The sequence below is a fragment of the Pseudomonas sp. MF08831 genome, assembly GCF_059862645.1.
On the sequence record NZ_JCBCUX010000024.1, the window covers coordinates 1 to 15,675 of the forward strand.

Genomic DNA, 15,675 nt, shown 5'->3' on the forward strand with positions numbered 1-15,675 from the left:
ACTCGCTGTCGAATTCTGCGTAACTCTTTGTTTACCAAGGAGTTTTCCGTTTCGACTGCGCCGGAAGTGGGGCGAATTATAGACTTCCAGAATCTGCCGTCAACCCTTAATTTTGCTTTTCTATCAAACACCCCGAAAACTTAGTCACACCTTCTATATAGACGCCCAAAAACCAGAAACTGAGCAATATATTGCTCAAAGCTCACCGGTTGAGCATCATATGCCCCTGCCTCTCCACCACGACTTTGGACAAACACCCCAATGACCACTCCACCCCGCAGCCTGGCATCGGCGTTGTTCCCGGTCGGCCTGCTATTAATAGCCATGGCGTCCATCCAGTCCGGCGCCTCGCTGGCCAAAAGCATGTTTCCCATTGTCGGCGCCCAGGGCACCACGACCCTGCGCCTGATATTTGCCAGTGTGATCATGCTGCTTCTGCTACGCCCATGGCGCGCCAAGCTCACAGCCAAGTCCCTGCGTACCGTTGTCATTTATGGCATGGCACTGGGTGGCATGAATTTCCTCTTCTATATGTCCTTGCGCACAGTGCCCCTGGGGATCGCAGTAGCGCTGGAATTCACAGGCCCGCTCGCCGTTGCGATCTACGCTTCGCGCCGGGCGGTGGACTTTCTATGGATAGGCCTCGCGATCGCCGGGCTTCTACTGCTCATACCCATAGGCGAAGCCAGCAGCGGTATCGATCTGACGGGGGCAGCCTATGCCCTTGGCGCAGGTATCTGCTGGGCGCTCTATATTCTGTTTGGCCAAAAGGCCGGCAACGACAATGGCGTCCAGACCGCAGCACTCGGCGTAATGATTGCTGCGTTGTTCGTCGCGCCCATTGGCATTGTCCACGCAGGCGCCGCGCTGCTGACGCCTGCACTGATCCCCGTCGCCCTGGCTGTCGCCATCTTGTCCACGGCGCTGCCCTATACCCTGGAAATGGTCGCACTCACTCGCCTTCCTGCCCGCACCTTCGGCACCCTGATGAGCATCGAGCCTGCATTCGGCGCGCTTTCCGGGCTGTTCTTCCTGCAAGAGCACTTGTCGCTGGCACAGTGGCTGGCCATCACCTGCATTATCCTGGCCTCTGTAGGCGCTACGCTGACGATGCGCAATGAATCCAAACCGCTGGTGCCGGCCGATTGATCGCTATCAAAGGTAGCTCTGGTATTTGCCGCTTATTTAGGCCATGTTTAGGCCGTAAATGAATGTCTTTCATGGAGAATTTCGACAAGGACAGCTGAACGCTACAATCGAGAGCGAGTAAAGCCTGCATCGAGCCTTTTTGCGAAGCGGCTATTAAGGATAGTGATGAAAAGAATATTGATACTGTTCATGGTCGTGGGCATTGCGGGCTGTGCTGCGACCACCAAGACAGAAGTGAAACGGGGCAAAAAAGGGCTGCATATCAACTGTTCAGGGCTGTCCTCCTCCTGGGACGAGTGCTACACCAGCGCAGCCAATTCATGCGGTGCCAAGGGCTACCGGGTTATCGCCAAGTCCGGTGACAACTCCGAGGAGCCTGGGGACTACCCCTTCGGCCTCAACCCTGCCGGCTACACCAGTCGCAGCATGATCGTCATCTGTAAGTGAACGCCCGAGCAGTCTTCATCCGACTGCTCCCTTTTGTGAATATCTGATCTCGACCCGGCCCTTTGCGACGTTGCGGCTACACTCCTGCTCGACTATCGAGCAACGGAGTTCCCATGACAGAAAACAACAAAATCGTATTGGTAGTGGGTGCCGGTGACGCCACCGGCGGCGCCATTGCCAAGCGCTTCGCGCGCGAAGGCTACGTGGCCTGCGTCACCCGCCGCAGCGCGGACAAGCTGCAGCCCTTGGTCGACAGCATCCAGGCGGCCGGTGGCCAAGCACACGGCTTTGCCTGTGATGCACGCAAGGAAGACGAGGTCATCGCGCTGATCGAACAGATCGAAAGCGAGTTAGGCCCGATCGAAGCGTTCGTCTTCAATATCGGCGCCAACGTGCCTTGCAGCATCCTCGAAGAAACCGCGCGCAAGTACTTCAAGATCTGGGAAATGGCCTGCTTCTCCGGCTTCCTGAATGCGCGCGAAGTGGCCAAGCGCATGGTCACCCGCAACCGCGGCACCATCCTGTTTACCGGCGCTACCGCGGGCTTGCGCGGCGCTGCAGGTTTCGCCGCGTTCGCCGGCGCCAAGCACGGCATTCGCGCACTCGCACAGAGCATGGCGCGAGAGCTGGGCCCCAGGAATATCCATGTCGCCCACGTAGTGGTCGACGGCGCTATCGACACCGACTTCATTCGCGACAACTTCCCGCAAAAATACGCCCTGAAGGATCAGGACGGCATCCTCAACCCCGAACACATCGCTGACAACTATTGGTACCTGCACAGCCAGCCGCGCGACGCCTGGACGTTCGAACTGGACCTGCGCCCCTGGAATGAACCCTGGTAAGCACGCCTTCACAACAATAAGCAGCGAGCATCGACCATGAGTAAAACCCTGGAATTCTTCTTTGACCTCGGCAGTCCCGCCACTTACCTGGCCTACACCCAACTGCCTGCCCTGTGCGCTGCAACCGGCGCGACCCTGGTGTACCAGCCGATGCTGCTCGGAGGCGTGTTCAAAGCCACGGGCAATGCATCCCCCATCACCGTGCCGGCCAAGGGCCGGTACCTGTTTAACGATCTGGCGCGGTATGCCCAGCGCTACAACGTGACGCTCAAGTTCAACCCGCATTTCCCCATCAATACTCTGATGCTGATGCGCGCAGTGACCGGCATGCAGCTTCACCAGCCCGAGCGCTTCCAGGGCTTCATCGACTGCCTGTTCCGCGCCCTCTGGGTCGAAGGTCGGAATATGGGCGACCCCGCTGTAGTGGCCGCGGTGTTGACCGAAGCCGGTTTCAACCCGGAAGAAGTGCTGGCCCTGGCCAATGACGAAAGTGTGAAAGCCGCCCTCAAGGACAACACGGAGCAGGCCGTTCAGCGCGGCGTGTTCGGTGCGCCCAGTATGTTTGTAGGCAACCAGCTGTTCTTCGGTCAGGACCGTCTGGATTTTGTGCGCGAAGCCCTCAGCTAATCGCTATCGCCAATCGCCCCTGAGCGCCGCTTGCGAGCAAATCGTAGGCGGCGTTTGCCGTCTGCAGGTCGAATTGATGCGGGTCCATGATCGGCCTGAGCTTGCCCGCATCGATCAACCTGGCCGCGTCAGCCAGTATCTGTCCGTGGTGCTCACGCCCTTTGCCCGTCAACAACGGCAATAAAGTAAAGACACCGGAATACGTCGCCCCGCGAAACGATAGCGGCGCCAGGCTGTGCTGCCCCCAGCCCAGGCAGCTGACCACGTGGCCGTGATATGCCTTGGCGGCTAGAAAGGAAGCATCCAGCGTCTCGCCACCGACGGTGTCATACACAATGTCAAACCCTTCACCCGCCGTATGCTGCGCTACGTAGTCTTCGACCCTGTGGTGCTGATAGTCGATAAAAGTAGCGCCCAAGCCCTCTATCGTCGCCCGGTGCCTGGCGGACCCGGTCGCATACACATCGGCGCCGCAGGCAACCGCCAACTGCACCGCGACATGCCCTACACCCCCGGCGCCCCCCTGGATCAACACCTTGTGGCCCAAGCCTACGTGCGCACGGTCCACCAACCCTTCCCATGCAGTGATCAGCACCAGCGGCAATACCGCCGCTTCACGCATGCTCAGGGCCTGAGGTTTTTTTGCCAGCAGGCGTGCATCGACCACCGCGTATTCCGCCAACGAACCCTGCACGCCACCGATACCCGTCGCAAGCGCATACACCTCATCGCCCACGCGCCACTCCCGCACCGCGGGGCCAACCGCCTCGACAATCCCGGCAAGGTCCATGCCGATGACGGCCGGCAAGGGCTGACGGGCATGTGCGGCTTGGCCTGCGAGAATTTTCGCGTCCAGCGGGTTAAGGCCACTGGCCTTGATCCTGACCAGCACCTGCCCGGCACCCGCCACGGGTCTGGGCATCCTGGTCAAACGCAGCGGCGCGTCTACAGCGTCCACAATCAAAGCGTGCATATCAGTCATGTCGGCGATCTCGATTCGTTGAGGAGTGAGGCCAATGATCGGCCCACCGACTCATGCCGATAAGACGCTAAAAAGCTATAGTGCCTATGCGCCTATGGCATGAATCGGACAGCTCATGGACAAACTCAATGCAATGGCAATATTCGTTCGCGTGATCGAACGCGGCAGCTTTTCCGCCGTCGCCCGGGAAATGCAGACCACTCAGCCGACCATCAGCAAAGTACTGCGCGCCCTGGAACGCGAACTGGGCGGCAAGCTGATTGCCCGCAGCACTCGCCACTTGTCTCTGACTGACGAAGGTCAGCGCTACTACCACCACTGCCGTGAAATTCTCACAGCCGTCGATGCGGCGGAACACAGCTTCCAGACCGGCAGAGAAACCATCGCCGGCCCGTTGCGCGTCGGCTCTTCGGTGAGCTTTGGCCGCCTGCATATCGCCTCGCGGCTGAGCGGTTTCCTGCAGCACTACCCTGACGTGCAAGTCGACCTGCAACTCAGCGATCAACTTCAGGACCTGGTCAGCGAAGGCCTGGACGTAACCCTGCGCATCGGCGAACTGCGCGACAGCGGCTTGATTGCGCGGCAGATCGGCATCACCCACCGTGTCACCGTGGCCAGCCCGGCGTACCTGGCGCGGCACCCCGCCCCGCTCACCCCGCAAGCGCTCACGCAGCACAACTGCCTGCTGTTCAACCTGCTGAGCAGCCAGAATCAGTGGATCTATGACAAGGACGGCGCGCGACATACGGTGCGCATCACCGGCAACGCCCAGAGTAATAACTCCGAGGCGGTGCGCGAGATGGTGCTAACGGGGCTCGGCATTGCGCTGTCGCCCCTGTGGCTGTTCGCTGACGACTTGATAGCCGGCCGCGTGGTTGCGGTGTTGCAGGACTACACCCCGCTGTCACTGCCCATTTACGCGGTCTCGGCGCCCAATCGCCGCCAGTCGGCCCGGGTCAAGGCGTTCGTCGACTATATGGCCGACGCCCTGGCCCAGGCGCCCGAACTGCAACCGATCAAATAGCCGCTGTACGCACCTGCAACCATTCCAGCGCAGCGCCGCTGAGCAGCGGGCTGAGCCGCTCGCGCACCTGGGCGTGGTAAGCGTTGAACCACTCGCGCTCGTCCGCCGTCAGCAGCGACGGCGCCAGGCAACGGGTGTCGATCGGGCACAGGGTCAGGGTTTCGAACTTGAGAAACTCACCGAACTCGGTCTTGCCCGCTTCACGGTTCAACACCAGGTTCTCGATGCGCACGCCCCAACGGCCCGGGCGATAAGTGCCCGGCTCAATCGAGGTGATCATGCCCGGCTGCATCGCCGTTTGCGGCGCAGCGGCGGCCTGGTAGGCAATCACTTGCGGGCCCTCATGCACATTCAGGAAATAGCCTACACCGTGACCCGTGCCGTGGCCGTAGTCCACGCCTTCGGCCCAGATCGGCGCACGCGCAATGGCGTCCAGCAGCGGCGACAGAATGCCCTTGGGAAACTGCGCACGCGACAAGGCAATCACGCCCTTGAGCACCCGTGTGCAGTCACGCTTCTGCTCTTCGCTCGGCGTGCCGATCGGCACCATCCGCGTGATGTCCGTGGTGCCGCCCAGGTACTGGCCGCCCGAATCGATCAGCAGCAAGCCATCGCCTTCGATCAGCGCGTGTTCTTCTTCAGTGGCGTGGTAGTGCGGCATCGCGCCATTGGCGTTGAAGGCCGCGATGGTGTTGAAACTCAACGACACATAACCTGGACGACGGGTACGCGCCGCCGTCAGGTGTTCATCAATAGTCAATTCGGTAATGCGCTCACGGCCCAGCGCGCTGTCCAGCCAGGCGAAGAATTCGCACAACGCCGCGCCGTCCTGCTCCATGGCTTGGCGGATATGCTCGGCGTCCGCCAGGCTCTTGCGCGACTTGGCCAGCGTGGTCGGGTTCAGCCCTTCGACCAGCTTGACGCCGGCATCGAGGTTTTCCAGCAAACCGGCCGTGACCCGCGCCGGGTCAACATGCAAGCTCGCGCCCGACGGCACAGCCCGCAGCGCATCCGCCACTTCGCTGTAGTCGCGCAGGGTCACACCCTCTTGCTCCAGCACCGCGCGTAACTCGGCATCGACCTTGCTCAGCGCCACAAACAAGATGGCCTGCTGCTGATTGATCAAGGCAAACGACACAAACACCGGGTTGAACGACACATCGCCGCCACGCAGGTTAAACAGCCAGGCGATGTCATCCAGGGTGGCGATAAAGTGCCAGTCGGCCCCTTTCTCTTTCAGGCTGGCTCGCAGCGCAGCGAGCTTCTCGCCACGGCTGACTGTCGCCTGCGGCGGCAGGTGTTGATAGATCGGCTGGTTCGGCAAGGCCGGGCGGTCTTGCCAGACTTCATTGAGCAAATCGATATCGGTACGCAGACGCGCGCCGCGCTCTGCCAGCTTGCCGCCCAGGGTACGCGCCGAGGCCACGGCCATGACCGCGCCATCCACCGCCACCACACCGCCTTCGGGGGTTTGCTCAGCCAGCCATTCCAGCGGGCCGGGTTGGCCGGGCTGCAACTTCACCAGCTCGATACCGCTGCCCTTGAGTTCCTTGGTCGCCTGTTCCCAGTAACGGCTATCGGCCCAGACACCGGCGAAATCTGCGGTGACAATCAGCGTGCCCACCGAACCATGAAACCCCGACAGCCATTGCCGCCCCTGCCAGTAACCCGGCAAGTACTCGGACAAGTGCGGGTCGGCCGACGGTACCAACAGGGCGTGGATGCCCTCGCGGCGCATCAGTTCACGGGTGTGCGCCAGGCGCTGGGGAACCGTTCCATGGGTCAAAGGCTGCGTACTCATTGTGTCTCCTGCTAACCACTAATAATTGTTATGTGTTGCGAATGAAAAATCAGAACGCCCAGAACGCCGGGGCACTGGCGAGTGCGGCTTTGATCAACTGCACGGCCTGATCGATGTCCTGTTCGGTGGTAAACCGGCCCAGGCTCAGGCGAATGGTACGGCCAGCGCTGCGCGCGTCATGGCCCAGGGCCAGAAGCACGTGGGACGGCGCGTTGCTCGCGGAATTACACGCCGAGGTCGCCGAGAACGCCAGGCCGGCACTGAGTGCGGCGGAATTGAACTCACCTTCACTGAACGTCAGGCTGAGCGTATGAGGAATGCGCTGTGTGGCGCTGCCGTTGAGGCGCACGCCCGCCACTGTTTCCAACTGATCGAGCAGGCGCTGGCGCAAGGCGACGATGGTGGCCTTTTCCTCGGCGAAGGACTGCGCCGCCAAGGCAAACGCGGTGCCCATGCCCGCAATCTGATGGGTCGCCAGGGTGCCGGAGCGCAGGCCGCCTTCGTGACCACCCCCGTGAATCTGCGCCAACACTTTTTGCTGCGCTCGCGGGCCGACATACAACGCGCCGATGCCCTTAGGGCCGTACAGTTTGTGCGCAGAAAACGACATCAAGTCCACCGGCCATTCAGCCAGGTCGATCGCGACTTTGCCGGCACCTTGCGCGGCATCCACATGCAGCAGCGCGCCATGCTCACGCACCCGTGCGCCGATGGCAGGGATGTCGTTCAAGGTGCCCAATTCGTTATTGACCAGCATCAGGGACACCAGAAAGGTGTCGTCACGTAACGCTTCACTCACCGCGGTGGCGCTGATCAGCCCATCGGCGTCCGGCACCAGATAAGTGACGGCCACCCCGGCTTCCTGCAACTGACGCACGGTGTCCAGTGTGGCCTTGTGTTCGATCTGGCTGGTGATGATGTGCCCGCCCGCCACCCCTCGCGCCTGGGCCACGCCCTTGATCGCGAGGTTGTTGGATTCAGTCGCGCCGGAGGTCCAGACGATCTGCTCAGCGCTGGCACCGACCAGCTCGGCGACCTGGCGCCGCGCCTGTTCAACCGTTTGCCGGGCCGCCTGGCCGTATGCATGGGAACTGGACGCGGGGTTACCGAAATTGGCATTGAAGCCCAGACACTCGACCATCACCTGGATGACCCGCTCATCCACCGGCGTGGTGGCGGCGTAGTCGAAATACAACGGACGTTTATTCATGACGTTTAAGACTCGCAGAGCGTGTTCCCGAGAGCAACGTCTCAGGGGCATCAACCGGAACAGAGGTCGTCAGGTTTAACCGATCGAATGCCATTAAAGAAGAACAACTTTATGCAAATGTGCGTAGGAACGCTCCTGAAATTCAGCTTAACAGGCTGAAGTAGCCTAATGGCAAACAAAAAGCCCGAGGTTCCTTAGGGGAATCCTCGGGCTTTTTGCTGCTGAGCGCCGGCTCAACTGGGACGACCATGCAGCACCACGCTGCGTTCGGCGTTCATTTCGCCTTGGTGATCAAAACCGAAAGGCTTCTGTGGCTGAGCGGTCAGTACGCTGCTGCTGGTATTCATCAAACGACAAGCCGCGACGGCTCAGCGCTTCAAGGGCCAATTGCTTGGTTTCTTCAGCCGTGTAAGGGCGGGATTCAGGTGATGGATGGGTCGCGCAGCCGGCGAGGACGGCGCTGACAACCAGTACGGAAACAGCCAGAAATTGGTTCATGGTGGAGGCCCTGCGCAGGAGGTTTCGAGTCAATGAACACAGGCTACTCCCGCCTCCGCACGGTGAAAAATCACCCGCCGTGATAGTCGCTATCAACCGTTCAGAGACCTGCGATAGCCAGCAATGCATATTCATTTAAGATCTATAAATATGGAAATACGTTCATTTACGGAATAAACCTAACCCTCTATAAATAGCCCATCTCGAATCAACACTGTTCGCCACGCAACTGTTGCACCAGCAACAGTCATTCAACAAAACACCAGTCAGCCAACAGCTTCACTTTTCAGCAGTGAGCCTGAAGCCCACGCCCATCAAGGCTTCCAGCCGTTGGTACAGCTCTTGCTCAACACGTTCCACTTCACCCGCTATGTACCCCTGTTGATAAAGGAACTGTTCATGACCCGTCCCCTGAATGTCGTTGCCCTCTCCGGCGGAACCTGGCGCCCCTCGCGCACCCTGGTGCTGACCCAGGCCGTATTGGCCGAACTGGCGACGTTACTGCCGATCCAGACCACGCTGATCGAACTGGGCGACATCGCCCGGCCATTGGGCGGTGCCCTGTCGCGTGACGAACTGCCGGCCGAGGTTGAATCGCAACTGTTGGCCATCGAACAGGCCGACCTGCTGATCGTCGCCGCACCGGTATACCGTGGCTCCTACCCCGGCCTGCTCAAGCACTTGTTCGATCTGGTCGGCCTCAACTCGCTGATCAACACGCCGGTATTGCTCGCCGCCACCGGCGGCAGCGAACGTCACGCGCTGGTGCTCGATCATCAGCTGCGCCCGCTGTTCAGCTTCTTCCAGGCACTGACCTTGCCGATCGGTGTGTACGCCACCGAAGCCGACTTCACCGACTACCAAATAACCAGCGAGCCCTTGAAGGGCCGCATACGCCTTGCCGCAGAACGCGCAGCACCTTTGTTTGCCGCGCACTCCCCCTCTCTGCTGAAAATCGCTTAAGGATTTGTCATGGATGTTTTCTGGTTTCTGCCGACGCACGGCGACGGTCACTACTTGGGCACCACCCAGGGTGCACGCCCGGTCACCCTCAATTATCTGAAACAAGTGGCGCAGGCGGCTGACAACCTGGGCTACTACGGCGTGCTGATTCCTACCGGTCGTTCGTGCGAAGACTCCTGGGTCATCGCCTCGGCGCTGGTGCCGTTGACCGAACGCCTGCGTTATCTGGTGGCGATTCGTCCGGGCATCATCTCGCCCACCGTCTCGGCGCGCATGGCCGCCACACTGGATCGGCTGTCCAACGGCCGCTTGCTGATCAATGTGGTGACTGGCGGCGACCCCGACGAAAACCGCGGTGACGGCAGTTTCCTAGACCACAGCGAACGCTACGAAGTCTCTGACGAATTCCTGCAGATCTGGCGCCGTGTGTTGCAGGGCGAATCGGTAGATTTTGAAGGCAAACACCTGCGCGTACAGAACGCCAAGGCCCTTTACCCACCGGTGCAGAAGCCATATCCGCCGCTGTACTTCGGCGGTTCTTCAGTCGCCGCCCACGACCTGGCTGCCGAACAGGTGGACGTATACCTGACGTGGGGCGAGCCGCCCGCCGCCGTCGCGGAAAAACTCGCGGATGTGCGTGAACGCGCCGCACGCCACGGCCGCACCGTCAAGTTCGGCATTCGCCTGCACGTGATCGTGCGCGAAACCGAAGAAGACGCCTGGAAAGCCGCCGACAAATTGATCGAGCACATCAGCGACGAAACCATCGTGGCCGCGCAAAAATCCTTCTCGCGCTTTGACTCCGAAGGGCAGCGCCGCATGGCCGCCTTGCACGATGGGCGCCGCGACAACCTGGAAATCGCCCCCAACCTGTGGGCTGGCGTCGGCCTGGTCCGAGGCGGTGCCGGTACGGCATTGGTCGGTAACCCGCAGCAAGTCGCCGAGCGCATCAAGGAGTACGCCGACCTGGGTATCGAGAGCTTTATTTTCTCCGGCTACCCGCACCTGGAAGAGGCCTATCGCTTTGCTGAGCTTGTGTTCCCGCTGCTGCCGGAACCCTACGCCAGCCTCGCCGGGCGCGGCATCACCAACCTCACCGGCCCGTTTGGCGAAATGATTGCCAATGATGTGCTGCCCAAAACAAAGGCCTGAGCGCGCTGAAATCGGCCTGATAGGGCAACTGCTTTTCTGTGGAAGCCGGGCTTGCCCGCGATACAGGCGACTCGGTGTTTGAGTGAACCCCGGTTGATGCCATCGCAGGCAAGCCAGCTCCCACACTTGAGCTGCATTGCCAGACCTACAGCGCACGGCTTCTGAGCCAATTGAGGAAACCCCGTGACAGCCAACCCCCATAGCGTCCTGCCATCGCCGCTGCAAACCGCCAAACTGCTGGCCGCCGAATTCGCCCTCACCGCTGTTGAGCGCGACGAGCGTGGCGGCACCCCGAAAGCCGAACGTGACGCCCTGCGCCACAGCGGCCTGCTGGCCCTGAGCATACCCACGCAATACGGCGGCCTCGGCGCGCGCTGGAGCGAAACCCTGGGCATCGTGCGCGAATTCGCCAAGGTCGACAGCTCCATCGCCCATGTCTTTGGCTTCCACCACTTGATGCTCGCCACCGTGCGCCTGTTTGCCCGCCCGGACCAGTGGCAACCCTGGTTCGAACAGACCGCGCGCAAAAACTGGTTCTGGGGCAATGCCCTCAACCCGCTGGACACGCGCACGGTGGTCAAGGATTTCGGCGGCTGGCGCGAATTCTCGGGCAAAAAAAGTTTTTGTTCCGGCGCCAGCGACTCGGAAATGCTCATCGCCTCGGCGGTGGATGAAAGTGCCGGCGGCAAACTGTTGATCGCGGCCATCCCCAGCGGGCGCAGCGGCATCACCTTGCACAATGACTGGAACAACATCGGCCAGCGCCAGACCGACAGCGGCAGCGCCAGCTTTGAACGGGTGCGTGTCGAAGAATCGGAACTGCTGCTCGATCCAGGCCCACTGAGCACGCCCTTCGCCTGCCTGCGCCCACTGATCGCGCAACTGACGTTCACACATATGTTTCTTGGGATTGCCGAGGGCGCCTTTGAAGAAGCGCGCAACTACACCCTGACCGAAACCCGCTCATGGCACAAATCCACGGCCAACGATGTACGCCAGGACCCTTACGTGCTGCACCACTACGGCGAGTTCTGGGTGGCGCTGGAAGGCGTGCGCCTGCTGGTCGAGCGCGCCGCCGATCTGCTCGACCGGGCCTGGGCCAAAGGCGCCAAGCTCAGCGAGCACGAACGCGGCCAACTGGCCATCGCGATTGCCACCGCCAAGGTCGCCGCCACCCGCCAGGGCCTGGAGATATGCAGCCGGCTGTTTGAAGTCACCGGCGCGCGCTCCACCCACGCCTCACTGCGCCTGGACCGCCATTGGCGCAACCTGCGCACACAAACCTTGCACGACCCGGTGGACTACAAACTTCACGAACTGGGGGAGTGGGCGTTGAACCAGTCCCTGCCGATTCCCACGTTCTATTCCTAAAAGAGGTGCCCATGCAGCTTTTAACCTTACCGCCCTCGCCCGCCCTTGCGACCTCGATCCGCGCCACGGCCCAGGTCTTCGAAGACCCCAAATCCCAGGCCCTGCTCGACCACATCCAGCAAGTGGCGCCCAGCGAAGCGAGCGTGCTGATCATCGGCGAGACCGGCACCGGTAAAGAGCTGGTGGCACGCCACATCCATAACCTGAGCGCGCGCCGCAACCGGCCGTTCGTGGCGGTCAACTGTGGCGCATTCTCCGAGTCGCTGGTGGAAGCCGAACTGTTCGGCCATGAAAAAGGCGCGTTTACCGGTGCCCTCAGCGCCAAGGCCGGCTGGTTCGAAGAGGCCGACGGCGGCACCTTGTTCCTCGATGAGATCGGCGACTTGCCGATGGCGATCCAGGTCAAGTTGCTGCGCGTGTTGCAGGAGCGCGAAGTCGTGCGCCTGGGCTCACGCAAGAGCATTCCTATCGATGTGCGGGTACTGGCCGCCACCAACGTGCAGTTGGAAAAGGCCATTAACGCCGGGCATTTCCGCGAAGACCTCTACTACCGCCTCGACGTGGTCAGCCTGGAACTCAGCCCGCTGCGCGAGCGCCCCGGCGATATCCTGCCGCTGACCCGGCACTTCATCGAAGCCTACAGCCAGCGCCTGGGTTACGGCCCGATCACCATCAGCCGCGAGGCCGAGCACAAACTCAAAAGCTACAGCTGGCCGGGCAATATTCGCGAGCTGGAGAACGTGATTCACCACACCCTGCTGATCTGCCGGAATGGCGTGATCGAGCGCGATGATCTGCGCTTGTCGAACATGCGCATCGAGCGCCAGGACGACAGCCAGCACGGCACCGGCAACAGCGCCGAAGCCCTGCTGGCGCGCGCGTTTCAAAAGCTCTTCGAGGAACAGGCCGGCGCCCTGCATGAGAAGGTCGAGGACGCGTTATTGCGCGCCGCCTACCGCTTCAGCCATTACAACCAGGTGCACACCGCCAACCTGCTGGGCCTGAGCCGCAACGTCACGCGCACGCGCCTGATCAAGATCGGTGAACTGGCGGTAAACAAGCGCAGGCCCGGTGAAAACGTGCAAGGCGAGCGCATGTTGCACCTATCCATTTAGGCGACAGTGCAACGCGTTGTCATGGCTGCGCTCAAAGCTGCGCAGTACCTGGAACGAGTCAAAGGTCACCGCCGTGGCCTGGTGGGCGCGGATCAGTGTCCAGAAATCTTCCTCGCCATGCTCAAAGCATTTGAAAGCTGCCTCGCCCTCCTCGCGCGAGCGCCATTGCAGGTAGTTGAGCACCCGCCGGCCGTCGTCGCTGACCTGCACACTCGCATTGATAAAGCCGCCATGGCCCTGGGCCAGGCGCTCGCTTTGGGTGGACAAGGCCGCCACCAGCGCGAGCTGCTGCCGGGGCTCGATCTGAAATTCGATCAATTGAGTGAAGCTGCGATTCTTCTCTGATACCTGCATGAACACTCCCCTTTCTGTGTAGGCAAAATCTTGCGATTCGATGCCACGCAGGGTAAAACCTCTAGTTAAGTCAAGGTCAAGCATTGTTTCGGAGTTTTCATGCTCAACAAAGCACTCACCGTCGGCCAATTGGCCGCCCGCAGTGGCGTGGCGGTTACGGCCCTGCATTTTTATGAGTCCAAGGGGCTGATCAAGAGCCAGCGCAATGCCGGCAACCAACGGCGCTACCCACGGGATGTGTTGCGCCGGGTGGTGGTAATCAAGATCGCCCAGCGTTTGGGCATTCCGCTGGCGACGATTGGCGAGGCGCTTAAAACCTTGCCGGATGAGCGCACGCCCACCACTGAAGACTGGGAACGCTTGTCGGCGCTGTGGCGAGAGGACCTGGACGCTCGCATCAACAAATTATTGCTGCTGCGCGACAAGCTCAGCGGGTGTATCGGCTGTGGGTGTTTGTCGCTCGAGGCATGCCCGCTGCGCAATCAGGATGACCAGCTCGGCGAGCGCGGGCCGGGGGCGCAGTTGCTGGAACCGACGCCACCCTCCTGACCTGCAAACTTGATCAATGTGGGCGCTGGCTTGCCTGCGATGAAGGCACCTCGGTACCCCAGGCACACCGTGGTGATGCTATCGCAGGCAAGCCTGTGCCCACATTTGATCTCAGTTGAGGCTCAGAAGCCGGGCGCGATCTGGCCTTTGTAGCGCGTCAGAATAAACTGGCGCACTTCGTCGGAGTTCAACGCCTTGGCCAGCTTCTGGATGCGCGGGTCGTTGATGTTATCCGGCCGCGCCACCAGGTACTCGACGTACAGCGATTTGCCCTTCTCCACAATCAATGCACTGTTGGTATCGATCCCCGCCTCCAGCGCGTAATTGGCAAACACAAACGCCAGGTCCACCTGGCTCACCGAGCGGGCCAGCAAGGCGCCTTCCAGTTCGCGGATTTTCAGGTGCTTGGGATTTTGCGCAATATCACGCGGGGTGCTGAGGGTGTTGCTCGGGTCCTTGAGTTTGATCAGCCCGGCTTCATCCAGCAGCACCAGCGCGCGGCCGGTATTCACCGGGTCGTTGGGGATCGACACGGTGGCGCCGTCCTGCAATTCAGCAATGTTCTTGATCCGCGTCGAATAAGCGCCAAACGGCTCAATGTGCACGCCCACTACCGGCACCAGGTCGGTGTGGCGAGTCTTGTTGTAATCATCCAGAAACGGCCGGTACTGGTAGTAGTTGGCGTCGATGTTCTTCAGCGCCAGCTGCTGGTTGGGCTGGATAAAGTCGGTAAAGACTTTGATCTGCAGGTCCACGCCTTCCTTGGCCAGCACCGGTTTGACGAACTCGAGGATTTCCGCATGGGGCACGGGGGTCGCGCCCACCACCAACGTCTCGCTGGCGAACGCATTGAACGACAGGACAGCGGCCAAGATGGCCAGGGACTTTTTCATGAATGCTCCACGATCAGCTTTATAAGAATTAACGGCGGCTGTAGCGCGCCACCAAACGGTCACCGGTCATCTGCAGGGCCTGCACCAGCACCAGCAAAAGCAGCACGGTGACCACCATTACGTCGGTCTGGAACCGCTGGTAGCCGTAGCGAATCGCCAGGTCGCCGAGGCCACCGCCACCGATCACGCCGGCCATGGCGGTGTAGTCCACCAGCACAATGGCGGTCACGGTCACCGCCGCCAGCAGCCCACCGCGGGCCTCCGGCAGCAGCGTGTGGCGGATCACCTGCCAGGTGCTGGCGCCCATGGACTGGGTGGCCTCGACCACGCCGCGGTCGACTTCGCGCAACGCGGTTTCCACCAGCCGTGCAAAAAACGGCGTGCAACCCACCACCAGCGGTGGGATGGTGCCCGGCACCCCGAGTGAGGTACCGACCAGCAAGGTAGTCAGCGGGATGAGCACAATCAGCAGGATGATGAACGGCAGCGAACGCAGCACGTTGACCACCACCGACAACAGCCGATACACCACCCGCGCTTCGTGCAATTGATGCTTGCCGGTCAGAAACAGCAGCACGCCCAGCGGCAACCCCAGCAACACGGTAAAACCCAGGGCGGCGCCGAGCATGCTCAGGGTTTCCAGGCAGGCTTGGCCGATGTCGGCCCAATAAATGTGCTTGAACAATTCGGCCATG

General features: G+C 61.1%; 16 protein-coding genes and 1 pseudogene. 10 read left to right on the forward strand and 7 right to left on the reverse strand.

Features of this window, described 5'->3' with window-relative positions:
• The first annotated feature begins 261 nt into the window (after positions 1 to 261).
• The 4 genes from rhtA to AC19YS_RS31020 all read left to right on the forward strand — a co-directional run bounded on the left by rhtA (position 262) and on the right by AC19YS_RS31020 (position 3,068).
• A complete protein-coding gene (gene rhtA, locus AC19YS_RS31005) occupies positions 262 to 1,149 on the forward strand; it encodes a threonine/homoserine exporter RhtA (protein WP_106580606.1) in 888 nt (295 codons plus the stop codon).
• 165 nt (positions 1,150 to 1,314) lie between these two features.
• Positions 1,315 to 1,596 carry a hypothetical protein gene (locus tag AC19YS_RS31010; RefSeq protein WP_106580605.1) on the forward strand — a complete coding sequence of 94 codons (282 nt, stop codon included), beginning with the start codon at positions 1,315 to 1,317 and terminating at the stop codon, positions 1,594 to 1,596.
• A gap of 113 nt (positions 1,597 to 1,709) precedes the next feature.
• Positions 1,710 to 2,441: an SDR family oxidoreductase gene (locus AC19YS_RS31015; RefSeq protein ID WP_145165924.1), complete on the forward strand. Its 732-nt coding sequence runs from the start codon at positions 1,710 to 1,712 to the stop codon at positions 2,439 to 2,441.
• 36 nt (positions 2,442 to 2,477) lie between these two features.
• Positions 2,478 to 3,068 (forward strand): 2-hydroxychromene-2-carboxylate isomerase, encoded by a 591-nt coding sequence (locus AC19YS_RS31020; protein ID WP_124416919.1) that lies wholly within the window; start codon positions 2,478 to 2,480, stop codon positions 3,066 to 3,068.
• Here AC19YS_RS31020 and AC19YS_RS31025 read toward each other — a convergent pair.
• Positions 3,061 to 4,041 carry a zinc-dependent alcohol dehydrogenase family protein gene (locus AC19YS_RS31025; protein ID WP_200625126.1) on the reverse strand — a complete coding sequence of 327 codons (981 nt, stop codon included), beginning with the start codon at positions 4,039 to 4,041 and terminating at the stop codon, positions 3,061 to 3,063. The two genes, AC19YS_RS31020 and AC19YS_RS31025, sit on opposite strands and share 8 nt — an antisense overlap.
• Before the next feature lie 124 nt (positions 4,042 to 4,165).
• On the opposite strand from AC19YS_RS31025, the gene AC19YS_RS31030 reads away from it, so the two are divergent.
• The gene (locus tag AC19YS_RS31030; protein WP_500603483.1) at positions 4,166 to 5,074 is read left to right on the forward strand and encodes a LysR family transcriptional regulator; all 909 of its coding nucleotides are present in this window, start codon (positions 4,166 to 4,168) and stop codon (positions 5,072 to 5,074) included.
• Here AC19YS_RS31030 and AC19YS_RS31035 read toward each other — a convergent pair.
• The 3 genes and pseudogenes from AC19YS_RS31035 to AC19YS_RS31045 form a co-directional block, all read right to left on the reverse strand.
• Positions 5,067 to 6,875: an aminopeptidase P family protein gene (locus tag AC19YS_RS31035; protein ID WP_500603484.1), complete on the reverse strand. Its 1,809-nt coding sequence runs from the start codon at positions 6,873 to 6,875 to the stop codon at positions 5,067 to 5,069. The genes AC19YS_RS31030 and AC19YS_RS31035 overlap by 8 nt on opposite strands.
• A 49-nt stretch (positions 6,876 to 6,924) precedes the next feature.
• Positions 6,925 to 8,085, reverse strand: coding sequence for a cysteine desulfurase family protein (locus tag AC19YS_RS31040; protein ID WP_500603485.1), 1,161 nt, complete (start codon positions 8,083 to 8,085; stop codon positions 6,925 to 6,927).
• Positions 8,086 to 8,318: 233 nt separating this feature from the next.
• Positions 8,319 to 8,583 (reverse strand): annotated as a pseudogene (locus AC19YS_RS31045) (hypothetical protein).
• 399 nt (positions 8,584 to 8,982) lie between these two features.
• Here AC19YS_RS31045 and msuE point away from each other — a divergent pair.
• The 4 genes from msuE to AC19YS_RS31065 all read left to right on the forward strand — a co-directional run bounded on the left by msuE (position 8,983) and on the right by AC19YS_RS31065 (position 13,184).
• Positions 8,983 to 9,546: an FMN reductase gene (gene msuE, locus AC19YS_RS31050; RefSeq protein WP_106580598.1), complete on the forward strand. Its 564-nt coding sequence runs from the start codon at positions 8,983 to 8,985 to the stop codon at positions 9,544 to 9,546.
• A gap of 9 nt (positions 9,547 to 9,555) precedes the next feature.
• Positions 9,556 to 10,698: an FMNH2-dependent alkanesulfonate monooxygenase gene (gene ssuD / locus AC19YS_RS31055; protein ID WP_500603486.1), complete on the forward strand. Its 1,143-nt coding sequence runs from the start codon at positions 9,556 to 9,558 to the stop codon at positions 10,696 to 10,698.
• 183 nt (positions 10,699 to 10,881) lie between these two features.
• On the forward strand, positions 10,882 to 12,069 hold the full coding sequence (locus AC19YS_RS31060) for an acyl-CoA dehydrogenase family protein (RefSeq protein ID WP_106580596.1): 1,188 nt from the start codon (positions 10,882 to 10,884) through the stop codon (positions 12,067 to 12,069).
• Positions 12,070 to 12,080: 11 nt separating this feature from the next.
• A complete protein-coding gene (locus tag AC19YS_RS31065) occupies positions 12,081 to 13,184 on the forward strand; it encodes a sigma-54 interaction domain-containing protein (protein WP_500603487.1) in 1,104 nt (367 codons plus the stop codon).
• Here AC19YS_RS31065 and AC19YS_RS31070 read toward each other — a convergent pair.
• Positions 13,173 to 13,538: an antibiotic biosynthesis monooxygenase gene (locus AC19YS_RS31070; RefSeq protein WP_124416913.1), complete on the reverse strand. Its 366-nt coding sequence runs from the start codon at positions 13,536 to 13,538 to the stop codon at positions 13,173 to 13,175. The two genes, AC19YS_RS31065 and AC19YS_RS31070, sit on opposite strands and share 12 nt — an antisense overlap.
• Before the next feature lie 99 nt (positions 13,539 to 13,637).
• Here AC19YS_RS31070 and soxR point away from each other — a divergent pair, with 99 nt between their 5' ends.
• Positions 13,638 to 14,087 carry a redox-sensitive transcriptional activator SoxR gene (gene soxR, locus AC19YS_RS31075; protein ID WP_106580593.1) on the forward strand — a complete coding sequence of 150 codons (450 nt, stop codon included), beginning with the start codon at positions 13,638 to 13,640 and terminating at the stop codon, positions 14,085 to 14,087.
• 122 nt (positions 14,088 to 14,209) lie between these two features.
• Here the strand turns inward: soxR and AC19YS_RS31080 are convergent, their stop codons facing one another.
• Together AC19YS_RS31080 and AC19YS_RS31085 are read right to left on the reverse strand one after the other, a co-directional pair.
• Positions 14,210 to 14,980, reverse strand: coding sequence for a MetQ/NlpA family ABC transporter substrate-binding protein (locus AC19YS_RS31080; RefSeq protein ID WP_500603488.1), 771 nt, complete (start codon positions 14,978 to 14,980; stop codon positions 14,210 to 14,212).
• A gap of 28 nt (positions 14,981 to 15,008) precedes the next feature.
• Positions 15,009 to 15,674 carry a methionine ABC transporter permease gene (locus tag AC19YS_RS31085; protein WP_124416912.1) on the reverse strand — a complete coding sequence of 222 codons (666 nt, stop codon included), beginning with the start codon at positions 15,672 to 15,674 and terminating at the stop codon, positions 15,009 to 15,011.
• Between the last annotated feature and the right edge of the window lies 1 nt (position 15,675).